The 19,252-nt window shown below is 70.0% G+C and carries 21 protein-coding genes and 1 pseudogene; 10 read left to right on the forward strand and 12 right to left on the reverse strand.

The features are described 5' to 3' along the window. The first annotated feature begins 138 nt into the window (after positions 1-138). From LBW94_RS38375 to LBW94_RS38385, 3 genes are all read left to right on the forward strand, one after another. Positions 139-546 (forward strand): hypothetical protein, encoded by a 408-nt coding sequence (locus LBW94_RS38375; protein WP_225057894.1) that lies wholly within the window; start codon positions 139-141, stop codon positions 544-546. A gap of 302 nt (positions 547-848) precedes the next feature. Then, entirely contained in the window at positions 849-1,847 is a 999-nt protein-coding gene (locus LBW94_RS38380) for an Acg family FMN-binding oxidoreductase (RefSeq protein ID WP_225057893.1), read from the forward strand. A gap of 133 nt (positions 1,848-1,980) precedes the next feature. Then, on the forward strand, positions 1,981-2,802 hold the full coding sequence (locus LBW94_RS38385; protein ID WP_225057892.1) for a polysaccharide deacetylase family protein: 822 nt from the start codon (positions 1,981-1,983) through the stop codon (positions 2,800-2,802). A 12-nt stretch (positions 2,803-2,814) separates the two neighbouring features. On the opposite strand, the gene LBW94_RS38390 is transcribed toward LBW94_RS38385, so the two are convergent. Next, positions 2,815-3,618, reverse strand: a complete 804-nt coding sequence (locus LBW94_RS38390) for an Lrp/AsnC family transcriptional regulator (protein ID WP_225057891.1) — start codon at positions 3,616-3,618, stop codon at positions 2,815-2,817. Between the two features lie 176 nt (positions 3,619-3,794). On the opposite strand from LBW94_RS38390, the gene LBW94_RS38395 reads away from it, so the two are divergent. After that, on the forward strand, positions 3,795-4,184 hold the full coding sequence (locus LBW94_RS38395) for a hypothetical protein (protein ID WP_225057890.1): 390 nt from the start codon (positions 3,795-3,797) through the stop codon (positions 4,182-4,184). Further along, a complete protein-coding gene (locus LBW94_RS38400; RefSeq protein ID WP_416277040.1) occupies positions 4,181-4,726 on the forward strand; it encodes a M20/M25/M40 family metallo-hydrolase in 546 nt (181 codons plus the stop codon). The genes LBW94_RS38395 and LBW94_RS38400 overlap by 4 nt, the downstream gene beginning before the upstream one ends. Here LBW94_RS38400 and LBW94_RS38405 read toward each other — a convergent pair. Beyond that, positions 4,723-6,231 carry a flavin-containing monooxygenase gene (locus LBW94_RS38405; RefSeq protein ID WP_225057889.1) on the reverse strand — a complete coding sequence of 503 codons (1,509 nt, stop codon included), beginning with the start codon at positions 6,229-6,231 and terminating at the stop codon, positions 4,723-4,725. The two genes, LBW94_RS38400 and LBW94_RS38405, sit on opposite strands and share 4 nt — an antisense overlap. A gap of 434 nt (positions 6,232-6,665) precedes the next feature. Here LBW94_RS38405 and LBW94_RS38410 point away from each other — a divergent pair, with 434 nt between their 5' ends. Beyond that, a complete protein-coding gene (locus LBW94_RS38410; protein WP_019925045.1) occupies positions 6,666-6,914 on the forward strand; it encodes a helix-turn-helix domain-containing protein in 249 nt (82 codons plus the stop codon). 8 nt (positions 6,915-6,922) lie between these two features. On the opposite strand, the gene LBW94_RS38415 is transcribed toward LBW94_RS38410, so the two are convergent. After that, positions 6,923-7,561, reverse strand: coding sequence for a metal-dependent phosphohydrolase (locus LBW94_RS38415; protein ID WP_225057888.1), 639 nt, complete (start codon positions 7,559-7,561; stop codon positions 6,923-6,925). 239 nt (positions 7,562-7,800) lie between these two features. On the opposite strand from LBW94_RS38415, the gene LBW94_RS38420 reads away from it, so the two are divergent. Continuing rightward, positions 7,801-8,508: an HAD family hydrolase gene (locus tag LBW94_RS38420; RefSeq protein ID WP_225057887.1), complete on the forward strand. Its 708-nt coding sequence runs from the start codon at positions 7,801-7,803 to the stop codon at positions 8,506-8,508. 462 nt (positions 8,509-8,970) lie between these two features. Here the strand turns inward: LBW94_RS38420 and LBW94_RS38425 are convergent, their stop codons facing one another. From LBW94_RS38425 to LBW94_RS38445, 5 genes are all read right to left on the reverse strand, one after another. Then, a complete protein-coding gene (locus LBW94_RS38425; RefSeq protein WP_225057886.1) occupies positions 8,971-9,255 on the reverse strand; it encodes a hypothetical protein in 285 nt (94 codons plus the stop codon). Between the two features lie 22 nt (positions 9,256-9,277). Then, the gene (locus tag LBW94_RS38430) at positions 9,278-9,835 is read right to left on the reverse strand and encodes a hypothetical protein (RefSeq protein ID WP_225057885.1); all 558 of its coding nucleotides are present in this window, start codon (positions 9,833-9,835) and stop codon (positions 9,278-9,280) included. Next, positions 9,832-10,977: a hypothetical protein gene (locus LBW94_RS38435; protein ID WP_225057884.1), complete on the reverse strand. Its 1,146-nt coding sequence runs from the start codon at positions 10,975-10,977 to the stop codon at positions 9,832-9,834. The genes LBW94_RS38430 and LBW94_RS38435 overlap by 4 nt, the downstream gene beginning before the upstream one ends. A gap of 47 nt (positions 10,978-11,024) precedes the next feature. Then, complete coding sequence (locus LBW94_RS38440) at positions 11,025-11,465, reverse strand: FixH family protein (protein ID WP_225057883.1); 441 nt, start codon at positions 11,463-11,465, stop codon at positions 11,025-11,027. Between the two features lie 150 nt (positions 11,466-11,615). After that, positions 11,616-13,376 carry a hypothetical protein gene (locus tag LBW94_RS38445; protein WP_225057882.1) on the reverse strand — a complete coding sequence of 587 codons (1,761 nt, stop codon included), beginning with the start codon at positions 13,374-13,376 and terminating at the stop codon, positions 11,616-11,618. A gap of 174 nt (positions 13,377-13,550) precedes the next feature. Here LBW94_RS38445 and LBW94_RS38450 point away from each other — a divergent pair, with 174 nt between their 5' ends. Beyond that, positions 13,551-14,483 (forward strand): alpha/beta fold hydrolase, encoded by a 933-nt coding sequence (locus LBW94_RS38450; protein ID WP_416277041.1) that lies wholly within the window; start codon positions 13,551-13,553, stop codon positions 14,481-14,483. 63 nt (positions 14,484-14,546) lie between these two features. On the opposite strand, the gene LBW94_RS38455 is transcribed toward LBW94_RS38450, so the two are convergent. The 4 genes from LBW94_RS38455 to LBW94_RS38470 all read right to left on the reverse strand — a co-directional run bounded on the left by LBW94_RS38455 (position 14,547) and on the right by LBW94_RS38470 (position 17,125). After that, positions 14,547-15,548, reverse strand: coding sequence for an NADP-dependent oxidoreductase (locus LBW94_RS38455; RefSeq protein ID WP_225057881.1), 1,002 nt, complete (start codon positions 15,546-15,548; stop codon positions 14,547-14,549). Positions 15,549-15,573: 25 nt separating this feature from the next. Beyond that, entirely contained in the window at positions 15,574-15,897 is a 324-nt protein-coding gene (locus LBW94_RS38460; RefSeq protein ID WP_225057880.1) for a putative quinol monooxygenase, read from the reverse strand. A gap of 79 nt (positions 15,898-15,976) precedes the next feature. Then, positions 15,977-16,393 (reverse strand): nuclear transport factor 2 family protein, encoded by a 417-nt coding sequence (locus LBW94_RS38465; protein WP_225057879.1) that lies wholly within the window; start codon positions 16,391-16,393, stop codon positions 15,977-15,979. A gap of 42 nt (positions 16,394-16,435) precedes the next feature. Then, on the reverse strand, positions 16,436-17,125 hold the full coding sequence (locus tag LBW94_RS38470) for a TetR/AcrR family transcriptional regulator (RefSeq protein ID WP_323138036.1): 690 nt from the start codon (positions 17,123-17,125) through the stop codon (positions 16,436-16,438). Positions 17,126-17,221: 96 nt separating this feature from the next. Here LBW94_RS38470 and LBW94_RS38475 point away from each other — a divergent pair. Both LBW94_RS38475 and LBW94_RS38480 read left to right on the forward strand, forming a co-directional pair. Beyond that, a pseudogene (locus LBW94_RS38475) lies at positions 17,222-18,734 on the forward strand (class I adenylate-forming enzyme family protein). A 43-nt stretch (positions 18,735-18,777) separates the two neighbouring features. Beyond that, complete coding sequence (locus LBW94_RS38480; RefSeq protein ID WP_225057878.1) at positions 18,778-19,251, forward strand: GNAT family N-acetyltransferase; 474 nt, start codon at positions 18,778-18,780, stop codon at positions 19,249-19,251. Position 19,252: the final 1 nt, after the last annotated feature.

Raw genomic sequence — 19,252 nt, forward strand, 5'->3', positions numbered from 1 at the left:
TCCGATGTGCTTGCCGAATGCCGTGGGCCGACGGGATTCCGACGAGTTTCCGACGGGAAGCCGGGCCCGCCCTATGATCGGAGGGTACGAGCGCCTGTAGCCATCCGGTGGCTGGGCACGGATTATCGGGGTGGCAACATGGATCCGGTCACGATCATCGTCGCGGCACTGGCCGCGGGTGCGGCGAAGGGTGTCGGCGACACCGCGTCCAAGGCCGTCGCGGACGCCTATCAGTCGTTGAAATCGCTTGTCGCCGGGAAGTTCTCGGGCAAACCCAAGGCCGGGCTGATCCTGGCCGAACACGAGGCCGCCCCGGCCGATTGGGAGAAGCCGCTGGCCACCGCGCTGCGCGAGGCCGGGGCCACCGACGACGAGATCGTCGCTGCCGCCGAACATTTGCTGAATGTCGCGGACGCGAGCCCCGCCGGCGCGAGCCGATTCCATATCGATGCCCGCGGCGCCGCCATCGGCGCCATCGGCGATCACAACCGCCAGCAGAATGTGTTCGGCGCGCCGGTCCGCGACACTCCGGAATCCACCGACTGACGATCCGCGCACCGAATACTCGATCCGTATTCACGCACCCGGAGCGAACAACCCAATGCGTCCGCTTTGTCCGCAATATCCGATATCTTCCGGGGCGCGGTCGATTGTTCGGCTGGACGCCGGTACGATAACTATGTGGCGTCGGTGCGCATGCACTTGTCACGGCCCAGCTACGGTTCGGCCGTCGGCCCCGGCGTTCAGCGATGCGATCGAGCACGCGGCGGCAACGCGATTTATCGAACAGTAATGTGATGTGCGAAACACACGAATCCATCTGCGGATAGTGCGTGGAGGCAGAAGGTATGCAGCCGAACGAGCAGCAAACGGTGTCGGCGATCTTCGATACGGCCGTAGCCACCGCGGTCCGGGCACCGTCGATACACAACACCCAGCCCTGGCGGTGGCGGCTGGACGGTGAGACCATCCGCCTGTCGGCCGATCGCGATCGGCAGCTGCCCGCCACCGATCCCTCCCAGCGGGCGTTGCTGCTCAGTTGCGGCGCCGCACTGCACCACATGCGGGTGGCGCTGGCGCGGGCCGGTCTCGCGGCCACCGTCACCTACTTCCCCGACCTGAGTGACCCGGATCACCTCGCCGACCTCACCGTCACCCCGGCCGCACCACCGGCGGACGAGCTGGATCTCGCCGCCGCCATCGCGCACCGCCGGTCCGATCGGCGGCGCTACGGGCCCCGCCCGGCGCCCGCGCGGCACCTGCGGTCCGTGGCGCGGGCGGCGGTGCCCTACGGCGCCGCCGCGCGCCTGGTCCCGCCGGATCTGCGCGAGTTGCTCGCCCGGGTCAGCCACACCGCCGCCGACCGGCATCGTCACGACGCCGCGTACCAGCGGGAACTGTCGGCCTGGAGCGGGCGGCACGGCACCACCGACGGTGTCCCGGCCGCCAACACACCACCGATGCACGACGACGACATCGCGCTGCGTGCCTTCGCCGCACCCGAACTCGCCGACCCACAGACCGCCGACCAATCCGACTGGCTGGCGTTGTGCACTCCGGCCGACGACCGGCTGTCCCGGATCAAGGCGGGCGAGGCGGCCAGCGCGGTCCTGTTGACCGCCACCGCCCTGGGCCTGTCCACCTGCCTCCAGACCGAACCGCTGGAACTGCCGGAGCTGCGGGCCGAGGTGCGCTCGGAGGTGTTGTTCGACTGCGCCTTCGCGCACGCGCTGGTGCGTGTGGGTACGGTACCCGCCGAAGCGGAATCGTTGCCGGTGACGCCGCGCCGCGCGCCCGCCGACGTCGTCGAGTCCGGCGAGCGATCGGAAAGCGCCGTTCGGATCTGACCGAACGGAATTGGTAATCGGTTGTACGCCAACTGGTATCGAATACATATGTGACGGGCTGGTAAAATCGGGCATCGAAAGCGGTGTTCGAGAACGCGACCACAACGACGTGGGGGCGGGGAAGAGTTCAAACATGGTCCGTTCCACCGATTCCGATGTCCCACCCTCCGCACATCGGGGTATTCGCGGCGCAGATCTCAACCGCCGCACCCTCTTTCGTGGGGCCGCCCTGGGTGCCACCCTCGTCGCCACCGGCGCCGCCGTGGCGACGGCCGCGCCGTTTCCCAGCCTGAGCGCGGGCGACGACAACAACGTGCCCTGGGCCGATCCGAAACTCCCGGCGCCGCAGGGCGTGCTGACCCGCCTGCCCGGCGACGGCAATCAACTCGCGTTCACCGTGGACGACGGCACCACCAGCGAGGTCGTCGCGGCCTACGCGCGGATGGCCGTCGACAACGGCTTCCGCCTCACCTTCTTCCCCAACGGCGTCTACCCGTCCTGGGCCGAGAACGCGGGACTGCTACGGCCGCTGCTGGATTCGGGGCAGATCCTGTTCGGCAACCACACCTGGTCGCATCCGGACATCACCAAGCTCAGCCACGATCAACTGGTCGACCAGATCACCCGCAACGAGCAGTTCCTGCAGAACACCTTCGGTGTCAGCGGTCGCCCGTTCTTCCGGCCGCCGTACGGCAACCACAACGCCACCACCGACCGGATCGCCGCCGACCTGGGCTATCAGACCATCACCCTGTGGAGCGACACCATCGGCGACGGGCGCGTCCTCGGCGAGGCCGAGGTGACGAACGCGGCCTCGCACGCCTTCCAGCCGCAGAACATCGTGCTCGGCCATGCCAATCAGCGTTCGGTGGGCCGGGCCCTGCCCTCGCTGGCCGGGATCATCCACGACCGGGGGCTGGCCACGGTCAACCTGGGCGATGTCTTCGCCACCTGATCGGCCGCCGGCTCACCCCCAGATACCGAAGGGCACCAGCCCGATCGCCCGCCCGCGCGACCCCAGCAACCGGCCCATCCGCTCGAGAGTGCGCAGGTTCAGCTGCCGCTCGGTGATGTGCAGATTCGGGAAGCGTTGCCGCAGGCGGGATTCCAGCGCGATACAGTCCTGCTGGGTGCGCAGCCACGCGATCAGCAGGACATTGCTGTCGTCGTCGGCGACCGCGCTGCACAGCCGGATCTCGGGCCAGGCCGCCAGCGTCGCGCCCAGTTCGGTCAGTTCGTCGGCGGGCAGCCGGGCCCAGAAACACAGACTGAACGCCCAGCCCGCCGCCTCCCGGGCCACGTCGCAGCGGAACACCAGCCGATGGGAGCGGGTCATATCGCTGATCCGCCGCAGCACCGTCGCATCGCTGAGGCCGGTGTCGGCGGCCAGTTCCACGGCGCTGCGGCGCGCGTCGCCGCCCAGCGCCACGATCAATTCCAGGTCACCGGTGCGCCGCCGCGGCGACGGGGGCGGCAGCCGATGCCGGTCCGCGGTCAGCGCCGCGCGCTGCGCGGCGTCCAACGCCTGCGGCCGCCATCCACTGCCCTCCACGAAGACGTGCAGGCTGGTGGCCACCACCGCCTCGGTCACACCGGGCCGCTGCGCCAGCGCCGCGGTGACGAAATCGTCGAGGGCGGCGGGATCGGCCGCCGCCACCAGCAATTGGAAGGACCGGCGGCCGCTGGTCCGCTCGACGGTCACGACACACGGGCAGGCGCACAGCCATTCGCCGAGCGCGGTCGCGGCATCGGGCCGGCAGCCCACCCGCACATGGGCGATGGTCGCGAACTCCGGCGCGTAGGCGGTGAGCCAGGCCAGGCCGTTGCGGCGTCTCCTGATTACGAATGAAGATATCCGGCATTTTCGAGGTCATCCCCGCCATGTGCCCCATTGTGGCGAAACCATCGCGACCTGGTGGCCGGCCGCGGCTGATCGTGGCGCCGGCGATGGCCGTCACCGTCGTGCTGCTGGTACTGCTGCCGCACGTCGGGTCGATTCCGGTGTTCGCCACGATCGCGGCACTGCTGGCCGCGGTGGCGTCGCTGGCCTACATGCCCGCCTTCGCGGTGCCGCTGCGGGCGCTGCCGCCTGCGGTGATCGGCGCGGCGATGGCGGTGATCATCTTCGGCGGTCAGCTCGCCGGGGTGGTGACCCCGCTGCTGTTCGGCATCGTCACCGATCACTTCTCGTACGCGACGGCATTCGTGGTGCTGGCCGCGGGCCCGCTGCCGGCCGCCGCCGTCGCCGCGTGCGTACCGCAATCCGCCGATGCGTTCCGGGCCCGCCTGTCCGGGCGGTTCGCCGTCACCTCCGATCCGAAGGAATCCCTCGCATGACCGCCCCCGCACCGGAGATCGACGCGCACTGGTTTCAGGTATACCGCCACCTGCACGCGCATCCGGAGCTGTCGTACGCCGAATTCGACACCGCCGCACTGGTCGCCGACGAGTTGCGGGCCCTGCCCGGCTGGGAGGTGACCGCCGGGGTCGGCGGCACCGGCGTGGTCGGGGTGCTGTCCGGCGGTCCCGGACCGGCGATCTGGCTGCGCGCGGACATGGACGCGCTGCCGGTGGCGGAGGAGACCGGGCTCGACTACGCCTCCCGCACACCGGGGGTCATGCACGCCTGCGGGCACGATATGCACGTCGCCGCCCTGCTCGCGGCCTGTGCGCGATTGTCGGCCGAACCGCCGGCCGGCACCGTGGTGGCGATCTTCCAGCCCGCCGAGGAATCCGGCGGCGGGGCGCTCGTCGAGCAGATGCTGCCGCAGGGGATGCCGGCCAACCACTCCCCCCGGTTCGCGCCGGATCCGGAGCAGACGCTGCCGGCCGCGACCAATGCCCTGCTGGTCGCGGCCCGCGCCGAACTCGCGCGTTAGCGGGTCGGCACCGCCGCCGGCCGGTCCGCGGCCGGTTCGGCGGCGCGGTCGCGGCCGAAGCGCAGGATGCCGTCCTCGATCGGGCCCCTGCGCAGCAGTGCCCGATCCCGGAAATAGTTGTTGATCACCCGCCACGGTCCCCGCGCGCCCTGCCGGGGTGCGACCGCGTCGCCGCGCTGGACGTAGCCGGAGGTCAGGGTGCCGCCCATGATCGACTCCGGGGAGCGGTCCTCCGGTTCCGGCACCGCGACGAAACGGGTGTAGCCGTGGGTGCGCATGTGCGCGAGCAGGCGGCAGAAGTATTCGGCGGCCAGATCGGCCTTCAGCGTCCAGGAGGCGTTGGTGTAGCCGAGCACGATCATCGCGTTGGGCACCGTGCCCAGAAGTGCGCCCTTGTAGGAGACCAGATCCCGGGTGGCCAGCATCTGCCCGTCGACCTCCAGTTCGGCGCCGCCGAGCATCTGGAGGGTCAGGCCGGTCGCGCTGACCACGATGTCGGCGGGCAGTTCCGCGCCGGACCGCAGCCGGATGCCGGTCTCGGTGAACGTCTCGATGTGGTCGGTGACGATCGAGGCGCGGCCGCTGCGCAGGGCCTTGAACAGGTCGCCGCCGGGCACGATGCACAGCCGCTGATCCCACGGATCGTAGGACGGGCTGAAGTGCCGCATATCGATCCCGGATCCGACCTGCGCCCGCACCGCGGCCAGCAGCAGCCGCCGCGACAGCCCCGGATTCGACCGCGACAGCTGATAACTGGCCCGCTGCAAGGCGATGTTGCGCGCGCGACCGGCCCGATACGCCAGCGCCGCCGGGACCTTGGCCCGCTTCAGGCCGACCGCGACCGGATCGTCGGCGGGCAGCGCGGCGATGTAGGTGGGCGACCGCTGCACCATGGTGACGTGGGCAGCGTCGGAGCACATCGCCGGAATCAGGGTGATCGCGGTGGCGCCGCTGCCGATGACCACGACGCGCTTGCCGCGGTAGTCGAGGTCCTCGGGCCAGTGCTGCGGATGCACGATGGTGCCCGCGAAGTCCTCCTCGCCGGGGAATGTCGGCCGGTAGCCCTGGTCGTAGTCGTAGTAGCCGGTGCAGCCGACCAGGAAGTTCGCGGTGTAGGTCTCGGTCTGCCCGGTCTGCTCGTCGAGCGCCTCCGCGGTCCAGACGCCCTGCGCACCGGACCAGCGCACGGCGGTGACCTTGCGGCCGAAGCGGATATGGTCGGTCACGCCGTACTCGGCGGCGGTCTGCTCGATGTACGCCCGGATTGCCGGGCCGTCGGCCAGCACCTTGGTGCCCAGCCAGGGCCGGAAGCCGTAGCCGAAGGTGTACATGTCGGAGTCCGAGCGAATGCCCGGATAGCGGAACAGGTCCCAGGTGCCGCCGATCGCGGTGCGGCGCTCCAGGATCAGATAGCTGCGATCGCCCTGCTCGCGAGTCAGATGGCAGGCCATGCCGATGCCGGACAGGCCCGCGCCGATGATCAGTACGTCGACATGCCGCGTCATTGAGGTACTCGTTTCGTTCCGGTGGTGACCGCGGCACCCGTGCCGCGCTCCCCGCACAGTATATGTGATTTATGGTTACGTCTACATGGGTTGGGAGCGGTCACACATACCACGTCCGATGATGGGCCGGTGGCGATCGGCGCGCGAATCGGCAACATCGCCGCGTTCCCGGCGCATTCCGGACCCCGCACCCCGGCCGGGGGCGCGGGGTCCACTTCCGTATTCTTCGAAACATACTGGTGCACAGGCTGTTACGACCGACCGCCGAGTGGCCCGCGACTCCGGTGGAACACCGCCGACCCGGATGCCATGATGTCTGCATCCACGAGATCCCGGTCGCCCGTGTAAAACTCCGATTGCGTGATATCCGAGTGGCCGAATAATTCCCAGCCGACCCATTGCCTTTTCCCCGTTCGGCATTGAGAATCAGCCGCATGGCAAAACTCGATGTGCACGCGAAGATCGACCAGGTCGTCGCCGACGAACTGCGCGCCGCACGCGCCCGCCGCCGGCTCAGTCGTGCTCAGCTGTCGGCATCCTCCGGACTCGCGGTGTCCACCATCCAGCGCTTCGAAAACGGCGAGCGCTCACCGGATCTGCGGCAACTACACGATCTCTGCGCGGCGCTGCGCATCTCCCCGGTCGATATCGTCTCGGTGATCAGCAAGATCGACGAGAAATAAGGCTCCGGTTACCCGGCCGGTGACAGCGGCTGCAACGACCGCAATTCTTGCGCGAGATTATCCCGAGCCCTCGATTCGAACCTTTCACGCGCGGTGACGGTACGAAACAATACCGGCCGGTCGATGAATCGCCGCAACACGGCCGCCCGGCCCTGCCGGTACCACTCGGTGGGCACGTGCCGATACTCGGCGCGCACGGCACGGGCATAGGCGGCGTATTCGGCCTCCGAGGCACCGAGCACGGCCAGGTCGGCATCGCAGAGCACCGCACCGTTCCCGTCCTCCCCGGCCGGCGTGTGCGCCGCGGTCAGGCGAATCAGCCGCACCACCTCCGCCACCGTGTCCGGCCGCACCCCGAGGCTCGACAACGCCGAATCCGCCAGTCGCGCACTGCGTTCCTCGTTGTCCCCGCGCTGCACCGCGTACACCGCGTCGTGGAAGAAAGCCGCGTACCGCACGGCCTCCAGATCGACTGCGGCGGCGGCCAATTCGTCCACCACCCAGAGCATGGAGCGAAGATGGCGCCCGGTGTGGTAGCGGCGGTGCGGCTGCCGATAACAGCGGATCACCGCCGTCCCGAGTGCATCGGCACGGGGTCCGGCCAGCAGTTGCCACCGATCGAGCAACTCGGCGTCGAGTTCCGTCATGCCCACAGTGTCGGCCGCCGCGGGCGGTCACACCAGATGTGTTGACGGACATCACATTCCGCCGGGCCGCCGAACTTCTGGCCGGTGTGGTCACCGGCCGCGCCGCCCGAAACTTGCGGTATACCGCACGGCGCGCGGCAGCACTCCCGTTCCGCCACGCCGCGCGCCGAATCGGCGATTGACTGGACGTTTGCTAGCATCCCCGTGCGCTGCCGCCGACGAAGGGAGACACGGAACTCATGGGGTTCTCGCATCTGCCGACCTACCGGGAGCAAGCCGATTCGATGATTCCCGGCCGCCCCGACGCGATCGTATTCGACTGCGACGGAACGCTGATGGACACGCACGCCTGCGTCCGGCACGCGCTCGACGAGGTGTTCCAGCGCCGCGGCCGGCTGTGTTCGGCGGAGATCCACGAGGGCGTGGTGGGCCTGTCCATCCCGGCGATGGCGGTGCTGCTCACCTCCGTGTTGTGCGCCGACGCCGACCGGCTGGCCGGGGAACTGCTCACCGCGATGATCGACCACGTACCGGTCGCCGCCGTTCCGCTGCCCGGCGCCGTGGAGATCGTCACCCTGGCCGCGAGCGATCTCCCGGTCGCCATTGCCAGCAATTCGCCACGCCCGCTGCTGAACGCCAGCCTCACCCAGGGCGGCCTGCTGGAGCTGGTCCACGTCACCGTCGCCGCCGACGAGGTCCGCGCCCCCAAACCCGCCCCCGACCTCTACCTGGCCGCCTGCCGCTACCTCGACGTCGCCCCGCACCGCGCGCTGGCGATCGAGGACAGCCCGATCGGCGTCACCGCCGCCCGGGCCGCGGGCCTCACGGTCCTCACCGTCGGCCCCCGCACCCGCGGCTCCCAGGCCCACGTCGACCACCTCGACAACCCGATCCTGCTGCGCCGCATCTGCGAGATCTCCACCCCGGAACCCGACCTGGTGTCCTGAGCCGGACATCGAATCCGGCATTGCGAATTTCTCGGAAATTGCATGTCCGAGATCGGTCGACCCATATTCGGCAATCACCGCTCGGACCCGTTACGAATATTCGAAACCACCTGTTTCGCAGCATTTCCCGCGACACGCACGCAATTTGCCATCGACGCGATGCCGGTGGCACAGTGGCCCGCATGCCGAGCACGACACACGAAATTCCGCTCGAGCTACTACGCCGGAACACACGATCGGCGATTCCATTACTCGACATCGCCGGCGTAGCGGTCCCCCCGGAACGCCACCATCCGCACGGCCGACAGCACCTCGCGATGATCGTCGTATCCCGGTCCGGCCCTCCCGATGTGGACGAACGCCGGGCCTGATGCGGTGACATCACCATGGCGCAGTCGTTACTCGGCAACGCGATCGACCTCGACGACCCCGCCGACCAGATGCTGATATCCGAACACCTGCTCACGATCGATCCCCCCTACGCGGCACCTGCACCAGGTGGGTGCACAATGCCGCGTCGGATCCCGCCGAAAAGCGCTCATGCGCATGAAATTCCCGGCCAACGAATTCATGGACACCCTCGAAGTCCAGGGTAACGCCGAAAGCCGTATCGAAGAGGCCCAGCAGAATCTGCTCCGATGCCGCGAGGTCCAGGGAATTGATACTCCGGATCGGATCCGGATGCGCATCGAATCCTGTATGGACCTCCAGCGGATCGAAGCACGGCTCGGAGTTGCCGCCTTCCATGGTGGGCGGAAGGCCGCGTTGCTCAGACGGTCAGGGGTCGGGCACCGGGGTGGGTGCGGCGCCAGACGACGGCCAGGAAGATCAGCAGGCCCCACAGGGGGAGGGTGCCGAGTACCCAGCTGAAGGCCAGGGGTGGGCCGGGCTGGTCGAGAACCTGGATGGCGGGGAGGACGCCGACGCCGTGGCCTTCGGGGCCGTCCAGGGCGAAGGTGAAGGTGTAGGTGCCGGGGGCGTCCAGGGAGCGGACGTCCAGGCCCCAGGCATCTCGCTTTCGGGGGTGGCGAACGAGAGTCGTTGTGGCGCGGCCCTTCCGGACGGCCGGGCCCTGGATGGTGAGGGTGCCGGATTTTCCGGCTGTGCCGCCGTCGGGCATGAAGGTGAAGTCCAGGGACTTCATCGCGCGGATCGGCCAGGTGGAGAACCCGACGGTGAGTTGATACGGGCCGGCTTGGACACGTTCGGTGTGCACGATGTCGACCGGGGCGTAGGCGTTCGCGGGACCGGCGGTGATCAGGGCCAGCAGCGCGAGGGACAGCAGGACGGCGGCGCGGCGCAAACCTCGGGAAACGGGGCGCATCATGCCCCTTCTCCGGTCGGGGCCGTGCTGCGCAGCATCGCGGCGAGACGGCCGCCGAAGAATCCGGCGATCAGGCCCAGCGGGATGCCGAGCAGCGCGAGGATCGCCGTCGCCGAGGCGCCGGTGTGGGCCAGCGAATCGGTCAGGGAGCGTTGCAGTACCAGGCCCAGGGCGGTGAGAACGCCGGAGATGGGGCCGAACAGCAGCAGCGGTGTGCGGAGGTCCGTGCCGCGAGCGCGGGCACGACGCAGCAGCAGTTCGGCCAGGACGGCGGAGACGATCAGGAACATCGGCATCATCGCCGGGAAAGTCGGTGGGCGCGGGGGTAATCCGTCGCGCAGCGGGAGGCCGATCGCCGCGGCGTAGGTGTGCGCGGCCCACGGCGAGAACCACCACAGCCCGCCCTGCTGCACCCCCATCGCCACCGCGATCCAGATCGCCGCCCACGGCCGCGCCAGCACCACCGCGCCGACGATCAACAGCAGCGGGGCGAACAGCACCGCCCCCGCCACCACGGCGTTGATCGGCAGCGACAGGTTGTTCAACGCGTCCGCCGACACCGGGGCGAAGGCCATCAGAATCACCAGCGCCACCACGAAACCGATTCGGCCCCACAGTTTTCCGAGGTGGGAAGCGAAGACGATCAGGCTGCCGATCATCGTGGTGGAGATGGACAGGAACAGGGCCACGTGCGAGGGCGTGTTGAGCACCGCGTCGAAACCGTAGATGGCGTGCCAGCGCAGATCGAACAGCCCGTACAACAGGAACAACGCCGCACCGGCCCCGGACACCATGTACCCCAGCGGCGCGGTGAGCGTGCTGCCGAACACCCGCACCGGCACCCCGCCGGCCCACGGCACCGGACGTCCCGCCCGTTGCGCCGCGGTCGCCCGCACCACCATCGCCAGACTGGCGAAACCGGAGATGGCGCTGCCGGAATACAGGAACAGATGCGGCAGCGTGAAGAAGGTGTCCGGCCCGACCTCGTTGTGCCACTGGATGTCCCAGCTGATGCCGACCACGGTGACGACGGTGCCCAGCAGCACCGCCCAGGCGCCGGCGCCGGCCGCGATATCCGCGGTGTCGGCGACCCGGCTGCCCGGGTCCGCCCGGCCGACGGCCGCGTCGAACGGTATGGAGGTCATCGGATGAGGCCCCTTCCTGGTCGGAACTCCCTACAGCACAGCATCGGTCAGCCGCCGATCCACACCGGCAGCACCAGCGTCCCGGTGTCGTCGACGGTCATGCGCAACTCCCACTGCCCGGTCGACATGAACGGCACCGCGGCGGCCAGATACCGGCCGCTCCCGGCGGCGACGGCGGTCACCGGCGCCTCGGCCATCCCCATCCGCGGATCCACCGCGTCGATCCGGATCACGGCCCCCTCCACCGCTTTTCCCTCCCGATCGGCCAGCGCGATCGCGATATCGGAGGACCCGAGCCGCGGCCGTTCCACGGTGACGGTCACGATCCGCTCCGGCGTACCCGCGTGCATTTCGAGCGGTCCCGCCGACTGCGGCCACAACCACCACACCACGACCACCACGACCACGACCGCCGGCACCCCGCCGACCACCGCGGGCCGTCGCCGCGTCCACATATCCCTGCCGAATTCGACTGCCCGAGAACGCATCCCGTCAAACCTCATACCAGGCCTCCTGCCGCCCGATTGCCGGCGGCGTCCGATCCGACGGAACCCGGTGCCGGGGCAGCACACTCGCCGTGACATACCTGGGCTCCATCATGGCGGTCCGCCCGGCCGAACAACAGTGAGTCCATCCGGTCACGGCTGTCCTCCCGGTCCCGCCACGTCGATCACGAACGGCACCGTGAGCACCGCGTAGTTCCGCTCGACCTGGATCCACACCCGGTATCGGCCCGGCAGCGGGAAGACGAAGGTGAACGGCACGCCGGGGCCGTAGGCCGCCACGGTTTCGTCGGGACCGCTCTCACCGTTCACCGGAGGCATCAGCATCGCGTTCCCGGTGCCCATATCCGCCATTCCCGGAGCCGAGTCGCCCGTGGTGCCGGGCGTCGATCCACCGGGCGTCCCGGTCGCACCCGGCATCGGGCCGACCCGATCGCCGCCGGAGCCAGGCGTCGATGTGCCGGACGGCGGGAGCATTCCCGGCATCGGCCCCATCGGCTCGTCCCCGGGATGAGCTGCCGTCGACGGCGTGGGGGCCGGAACAACCTGCGGGACAGCGAGATTCGAGTGGTTCATGCCGGGCATGGCGACCGGGCCGCCCATGGAGTGGGCGTGGCCCCAGATCGGGGCCTGCTGGACGGCGGTGCCGAGATCGGCGTCGGCGGGTAGCGGGCCCGCGACGATCATGTGGCCGACCATGCCCAGCCAGGGTTGCAGGTCCGGGGTGTCGCCGAAGGTGGCGGTGACGGTGATCGGGGTCCCGGCTGTCGCGGCGGTGACGGCCAGGGTTGCCGGGCCGGCGGTGGCCGCGCGCGTGGTGCCGCTCAGGATCGGCACGGGGGCAACGGGTTCCGAGGGTGTGGCGGACGGGATCAGCAGACCTGTTGCGGCACGGACCAGGTGGATGCCGCCGCCGCGGCGTTCCAGTTCGGCGGAGACGGCGTAGCGGCCGGGGCCGGGCGGGGTCAGCGGGACCTCGTAGCGGCCGGGGGCGGTGCGGATGGGGTGCAGGTGCCACAGCTCGCCGCGCGGACCTGCGATCAGCAGGTGGATCAGGGCCTCGTCGTGGACGACCAGATCGTCGACCGGGGTTCCGGTGGCGGCGTCCACGAGGGCCAGCCCGAGGTCGGTGGGTGTGCCCGCGGCGGTGGGGGCGGCGGTCACGGTGAGCAGGACCGGGGGCCGGGAGTAGTCGGCGATCTGCGGGCGGGCCGACGCGTAGGGGTGGGTGACATTGTCGACGCCGGGGTCCAGATGCAGACCGGGCTGGGGTGGCAGCGGGAGGGTGGCCGACAGCACCGCCGCGGTGATCGCCACCGACACTCCCGCGACCGTCCCCGCGCCCGGGAGCAGCGCCCATCCCGTGCGGCGGGCTCGGACCGCGACCAGCACGGTGACCGGCAGCAGGACGCCGGCGGCGAGGAAACCCCAGTACACCAGCCGTTCCGGGGGCGAAGTGACCTGGGCGGGCACGAGGAACGGGATGCGGGCGACACGGGCGCCGTCGTCGACGGCCAGTTCCCAGGGACCGGCCCGGTCGACGGGCACGGTCGCGGAGACCATGCCCGGGGTGCCGCCGAGGTCGATCGTGGTGTGCGCGGTGGCCACGCCGGGGGCGGGTGAGATCGCGGTGGTGGCGGCGCCGGTGGGGGTGACGGCCAGTCGCAGGCGGCCCGCGGCGACCCCGGCGTGGGTGACGATGTCGACCCGCAGCGGGCCGGGCACGGAGGTGACCCGGCGCAGGGTCACGGTGAGCTCCCGATCGCCGAGGGTCTGTGCGACGGCGATGTCGCCGCCGGCGCCCGCGCTGTCCGCGTGCGCCGCGCCGGGCGCCGCCGACAGCGCGCCGATCAGGGCGACGAGCAGCAGGGCGCACCTGGGTCCGGACGGAGTCACCGCGCCGAGTCTAGCCGCGGCCATCGAGCGTGATCGGCAGCCGCCGAAGGCAATTCGGCTACCATTCGGATTAAACGGACAATTCAACCAAGCCCGGCGCGCCGGACGCCGACCATGTCCGGGGGTCGTGCTTGAATGGGTCGGAATCCGCCGATTCCGCGAGGTGATGAAGCAGTGGAGACCCGGACCATCGTCGACGACTGGGTGCGGCTGGGCAGCCGTACCGTCGCCACCAACGGGATCGAACTCCGGGTGGTCGAGCACGGCTCCGGGCCGCCGGTGGTCTTCTGCCACGGCTTCCCCGAGCTCGGATTCTCCTGGCGGCATCAGGTTTTCGCGCTCGCCGACGCCGGGTATCGCACGCTCACCCCGGATATGCGCGGCTACGGCGGCAGCTCGCGGCCGGAGCGCATCGAGGACTACGACATGCCGACGCTGTGCGCGGATCTGGCGGGGCTGCTGGACGCCGTCGGCGCGCAGGACGCCGTCTTCGTCGGGCACGACTGGGGCGCCTCGGTGGTGTGGCAGTTCGCGCTGATGTACCCCGAGCGGGTGCGGGCGGTGGCGGGGCTGAGCGTTCCGGCCACCCCGCGGTCGAAACTGCCGCCGCTGCGCATCTTCCGGTCCCGGCTCGGCGACGACTTCTACATGGTCTGGTTCCAGGAGCCTGGCGTGGCGGACGCGGTCCTGGCCTCGGATGTGCGGCGCACGCTGTTGCTCGACGGTGTGGTGAATCTCCGCGACATCGCCGACCTCCCGGCCGAGGGAGCGGTCCCGAGCTGGCTGTCACCGGCCGAGGCGGACCACTACGTCGACACCTTCACCGCGACGGGCTTCACCGGCGGGCTGAACTACTACCGCAATCTGGATCGCAACTGGGAGCTCAGCGAACATCTCGCCGGCGCGACGATCGACTGCCCGTCGCTGTTCGTCGCGGGGTCGGCCGATCCGGTCATCGCGTTCACCCCGCTCGGCAGGCTCGCAAAGATCCTCACCGATCTGCGCGGCACCGTCATCCTGGAGGGGGCCGGGCACTGGATCCAACAGGAACGGGCCGCGGAGGTCACCGCCGCATTGCTCGATTTCCTCCGCGGCCTGGACGCCTGACGCCGGACCTCGCGCGCGGAGGCAGGTCCCGGGCGCGGTCGGGACCTGCCTCCGGTGCGGAATTTACAGCGCCAGTACGAGTTTCCCGGTGTTTGCGCCACGAAACAGCATGCCGAGAGTGTCGCCGAAGTCGGCGACGCCACCGGTGACCACATGTTCGCGGGCCGTCATCGCACCGTCGGCCAGCAGCCGCGAAATCTCCGCTACCGCTTCGCCGTAGCGATCGGCGTAGTCGAACACCACGAAGCCGGTCATCGAGGCCCGGAATACGAGCAGCGACATGTAGCGGCTGGGTCCCGGTGGCAACTTCTCGGCGTTGTAGGCGGAAATCGCGCCGCAGAGCACGATCCGGGCGCCGCGGCGCAAATTGGCCAGCGCGGCCTCGAGGATGTCGCCGCCGACATTGTCGAAGTAGATGTCGATGCCGCCGGGAGCGAGCGCGCGGATCCGCCGCAGCACGTTCTCGTTGCGATAGTCGATCGCGGCGTCGAAGCCGAATTCCTCGGTCAGCACCCCGCACTTCTCCGGACCACCGGCGATGCCGATCACGGTGGCGCCCTTGGCCTTCGCCAGCTGGCCGACGACGCTGCCGACGGCACCGGCGGCCGCCGACACCAGCACGGTCTCCCCCGGTCGCAGCCGCCCGACCTCGAGCAGCCCGAAATAGGCTGTCATGCCGGGCATTCCGAGCGCACCCAGCCAGGTGGGCCCGGAGGCGACGGCGAGGTCCACCCGCTGCACGTCGGCGCCGTCGGTGACGGCGTATTCGGTGACGCCGAACGTGCCGGACACCGTGTCGCCCACCGCGAAGCCGGGATGCTCCGACGCCACCACGGTGGCGATATCCATCGACCGCATGACCTCACCCAGACCGACCGGCGGCAGGTACGAGCGCACGTCGTCGAGCCAGCCGCGCATGGCCGGGTCGAGGGAGATGTAGTCGATCTTCACCAGGAACTGCCCGGGCGTGAGCGCGGGCAGTTCCTCGGTGGTCACGGTCCAGGTGTCCGCATCGGGCAACCCGATCGGCCGTCGCGCGAGGCGCACCTGCTGAGTCTTCGTCATGCGAAACCTGTTCCCGTGGATCGGGTCAGAGTGCGCCGAGGCCGGCGTCGCCGTTGGGGACGGGCGCGAGGACCTGGACGTCCAGCGGTGCGGCGAGGATATCGGCCAGCGCCTTGCCCAGCTCGCGCAGCGCCTGGCCCTTGCCGTGCACGCCGAGCGCCTCCTGCGATTCCCACTTCTCGACCATGATGTACTCGCCGGGCTTGCCGAGGTTGCGATGGAACGCGTACAGCAGGCAGCCGGGCTCGGCGTGCACCGCTTCCTGCGCGGTGGCCACCGCCTTCTCGACAGCCGCCTCCTCACCGGGCTTCGCGACGATCGTCGCCACCACCACGACCGGTTCCGACATGGGTGTCTCCTTCTCTCGGGGATCCGCGCCCCTCAGGGTCATCGAATCCGAATTCGAAGTCAAGTACGACGCGGGGCCCTCAGGCGCCCGCACCCTCGCGCAGCAGTTGCTCGGCCGCCTCGGCCTGGATGCGCTCGAACTGCGCACCCATCGCCGCGGCCAGCGCGGTGGCACCCGACAGCGGCCGCACCATGACGGTGAGCTCGTCGACGCGGCCCGTCTCGTCCAGATGCAGGAAGTCGCAACCGCTGATCCGCTTGCCGTCGACGACGGTCTCGAACAGCAGCGCGAGGTCGCGCCCGTCCGCGGACGCGATCTCGCGCACGTACCGGAAATCCTCGAACACCCGCAGGACACCGCGCAGGCTGGCCGCGGTGATCGCCCGCCCGGTATACGGATGGAAGGCGACCGGGCTGGTGAACACGACCGACTCGGCGAGCGTCGCCTCGATCGCGGCCGCGTCGTGTGCCTCCACGGCGGCGCGGAACGGATGCATCAGGACCTCCCTATGCAACGTGTTGACTAGGTGCCCCCGAGCCTAGAGGCCCGGGGACACGCCGTCGACGGCCGATTCGGGTTGCAGCTGCAAGGCGTTCGCCCAGAGCTGGGTGAGGGTGGTCAGCAACTTCTCGAAGGAGATGCGCCGGTTGTTCACGAACACCGAGTAGGCGGTGCGGCTCACCATCACCGACAGCGCCAGCGCGGTGATCTGCGGATCGAGGTCGGGTGCGGCCCGCCCGGACACCTGCAACGCGCGGATCATCGCGGCATTGCGCCGCACGAAGGCGTCGGCCCGCTCGGTGCGCAGCCGCCGGAAGTTCTCGTCGACCTGCGCGACCTGCTCGAGCACCGCCATCAGCCGGGCATTGCGTTTGTAGGACAGCAGGTACTCGCGGTGGGCGGCCTCGATCAGCGCGATCGGATCGGTGACGCCGGTCCGATCGCGGATGTGCGGATGCAGCATCTCCTCCTGCACCTGCTCGAGGACGGCGGCGAAGATCTCCTCCTTGCCGTCGAAATAGGTGTAGAACGACCCGGACGCGAGGTCGGCGGCGCGGGCGATGTCGGAGATCTTGGCATCGAGGTAGCCGTCGCGTTCGAACACCTCGCGCGCGGCGGTGATCAGCGCCGCGCGCGTCCGGACCCCGCGGCGGGTGCGCGGGGTGATGCGGCGGGGCTCTGCGGCGCTTCCGGCAGGTCGGGCGGCGCTCCCGGCGGGTTGGGACACGCACCCACGGTACCCCCTCCGGCAATTGTTGCTGTGGCGCAGAGGTTTTCAGATTTTTATGAACCTGGCGTCAACTTCGATAGTACAGTGACCTGCATGTCCAACACCGCCGCCGCCATCTGGGAACACGCCGACCGCGATCCGGACCGGATCGCACTGCGCGGGGACGACGGCGCCGGCTGGACCTATGCCGAGCTGCGCGCCCACGTCACGGCCGTGGTCGGGCAGCTCACCGCCGACGGCGTCGGGCCCGGTGACCGGGTGCTGTTCGTCGCGCCGTCGGTGCCGGAATTCGCGGCGGGCTACTACGGCATCCACGCCGCGGGGGCCATCGCGGTCACCGCGAACACCATGGCCCCGGCCCCGGAACTGGAGTACCTCGCCCGGGACACCGGGGTCTCGGCGGGTGCTGGGCTGGCATGCCGTCACCCCCGCGCCGGAGCAGGTGGCCGCGGCCCTCGGCGTGCCGTACCGCGCGTTGCGTCCGGGCCTGGCGGGACTGCCCGCCGGACCGGCGATACTGCCGTATCCCGCCGCCGACGACGACACGGCGACCATCATCTACACCTCGGGCACCACCGGCCGCCCCAAGGGCGCGCAGCTGACCCACGGCAACTTCCTCGCCTGCGCGGACGCGTTCCGGACCGTCTTCGACATCACCCCCGACGACCGCAGTGGCACCGCGCTGCCGCTGTTCCACGTCTTCGGCCAGGCGTGTGTGCTGGGCACCGCGATGCGTTCCGGCGGCAGCCTGTCGCTGCTGTCGCGCTTCGATCCCGAACGGATGCTGGCGATGATCGGCCGCGATCGGCTCAGCTTCATCACCGGTGTGCCGACCATGTGGAACGCGATGCTGCGCGCCGCCGCCGACGACATCGATCCGGCGGACTTCACCGGGCTGCGGCAGGCCTCCTCCGGGGGCGCGTCACTGCCCGGAGAGGTGTTGCGCGCCTTCGAGAAACGCTTCGGCTGCGCGATCAGCGAGGGCTACGGCCTCACCGAAACCACCAGCGCCGCCACGTATCAGCCGGCGGACCGGCCGGTGAAGGTCGGGTCGGTGGGCCGTCCGCTGCCCGGAATCGACATCGTGGTGCGCGATTTCGACGGCAACGAGCTGCCCGCCGGGGAGACCGGTGAGATCTTCCTCCGCGGCCCGGTGGTGACCAAGGGCTACTGGAACCGGCCGGAGGCGACGGCCGAGGCGCTGCACGACGGCTGGCTGCGCACCGGCGATCTGGGGGTGTTCGACGCCGACGGCGATCTGCGGATCGCGGGCCGGGTCAAGGAGATGATCATCCACGGCGGCTACAACGTGTATCCGCTGGAGGTGGAGGAGGTGCTGTATCAGCACCCCGACATCGTGGAGGCCACCGTGGTCGGCGTGCCCGACGACCATTACGGCGAACAGGTCGCCGCCGCACTGGCATTGCGCCATGGCGCGGACTTCGATCCCGCCGCACTGCGCGAGTGGACCAAGCGGCAGCTGTCGGCCTACAAGGTGCCGCGGCTGTACGCGGTGCTCGATCAGCTGCCCAAGGGCCCGTCCGGCAAGATCCAGAAGAACGCCCTGGACCGCTCGATCTTCGTCGCCGCGACCCGGACCGACTGAACGACCGGGAAATTCGCTGGACCGGGTTCCTAGGCTGAATTCCGTGACACCGCACGCGATCCCGCTCGGCCCGGCCGACGCCGGGGAGATCCTGACCCTGCAACGCGCCGCCTACGTGACCGAGGCCCGCGCCCACGGCGATCTGTCACTGCCGCCGCTGACCCAGACGCTGCCGGAACTGCTGGACGAACTCGCCCGGCCCCAGGTGCTGGGCTTCGGCGTCCGCGCCGCCGCCCGGCTGGTCGCCGCGGTGCGAATTCGAGTGGACGGCACCGTCGGTCATCTCGGGCGGCTGACCGTGGCGCCCGACCTGCACGGGCAGGGGCTCGGGTCCGCGCTGCTCACCGCCGTCGAAACCCGGCTGCCCGCCGGGATCACCGAGTTGCGCCTGTTCACCGGCGAGCACAGTCCCGCGAATCTCCGCCTCTACCACCGGTTCGGGTATCGCGAGACCGGGCGGACCCCGGTGCCGGGCTATCGGCTGGTGCACCTCGTGAAGGCGCTGCCCGGCAGGTGAC

Origin of the sequence: Nocardia sp. alder85J, assembly GCF_020176955.2 — a bacterium.
Classification (GTDB): domain Bacteria; phylum Actinomycetota; class Actinomycetes; order Mycobacteriales; family Mycobacteriaceae; genus Nocardia.

What these genes read in the sequence shown, in the direction of transcription:
- LBW94_RS38425 (WP_225057886.1), bottom strand. Translation starts at nt 9,255, where the DNA reads ATGGAAGGCGGCAACTCCGAGCCGTGCTTCGATCCGCTGGAGGTCCAT.
- LBW94_RS38385 (WP_225057892.1), top strand. Translation starts at nt 1,981, where the DNA reads ATGGTCCGTTCCACCGATTCCGATGTCCCACCCTCCGCACATCGGGGT.
- LBW94_RS38420 (WP_225057887.1), top strand. Translation starts at nt 7,801, where the DNA reads ATGGGGTTCTCGCATCTGCCGACCTACCGGGAGCAAGCCGATTCGATG.
- LBW94_RS38440 (WP_225057883.1), bottom strand. Translation starts at nt 11,465, where the DNA reads ATGCGTTCTCGGGCAGTCGAATTCGGCAGGGATATGTGGACGCGGCGA.
- LBW94_RS38435 (WP_225057884.1), bottom strand. Translation starts at nt 10,977, where the DNA reads ATGACCTCCATACCGTTCGACGCGGCCGTCGGCCGGGCGGACCCGGGC.
- LBW94_RS38460 (WP_225057880.1), bottom strand. Translation starts at nt 15,897, where the DNA reads ATGTCGGAACCGGTCGTGGTGGTGGCGACGATCGTCGCGAAGCCCGGT.
- LBW94_RS38395 (WP_225057890.1), top strand. Translation starts at nt 3,795, where the DNA reads ATGGCCGTCACCGTCGTGCTGCTGGTACTGCTGCCGCACGTCGGGTCG.
- LBW94_RS38375 (WP_225057894.1), top strand. Translation starts at nt 139, where the DNA reads ATGGATCCGGTCACGATCATCGTCGCGGCACTGGCCGCGGGTGCGGCG.
- LBW94_RS38465 (WP_225057879.1), bottom strand. Translation starts at nt 16,393, where the DNA reads ATGCATCCGTTCCGCGCCGCCGTGGAGGCACACGACGCGGCCGCGATC.
- LBW94_RS38405 (WP_225057889.1), bottom strand. Translation starts at nt 6,231, where the DNA reads ATGACGCGGCATGTCGACGTACTGATCATCGGCGCGGGCCTGTCCGGC.
- LBW94_RS38455 (WP_225057881.1), bottom strand. Translation starts at nt 15,548, where the DNA reads ATGACGAAGACTCAGCAGGTGCGCCTCGCGCGACGGCCGATCGGGTTG.
- LBW94_RS38410 (WP_019925045.1), top strand. Translation starts at nt 6,666, where the DNA reads ATGGCAAAACTCGATGTGCACGCGAAGATCGACCAGGTCGTCGCCGAC.
- LBW94_RS38380 (WP_225057893.1), top strand. Translation starts at nt 849, where the DNA reads ATGCAGCCGAACGAGCAGCAAACGGTGTCGGCGATCTTCGATACGGCC.
- LBW94_RS38400 (WP_416277040.1), top strand. Translation starts at nt 4,181, where the DNA reads ATGACCGCCCCCGCACCGGAGATCGACGCGCACTGGTTTCAGGTATAC.
- LBW94_RS38415 (WP_225057888.1), bottom strand. Translation starts at nt 7,561, where the DNA reads ATGACGGAACTCGACGCCGAGTTGCTCGATCGGTGGCAACTGCTGGCC.
- LBW94_RS38430 (WP_225057885.1), bottom strand. Translation starts at nt 9,835, where the DNA reads ATGATGCGCCCCGTTTCCCGAGGTTTGCGCCGCGCCGCCGTCCTGCTG.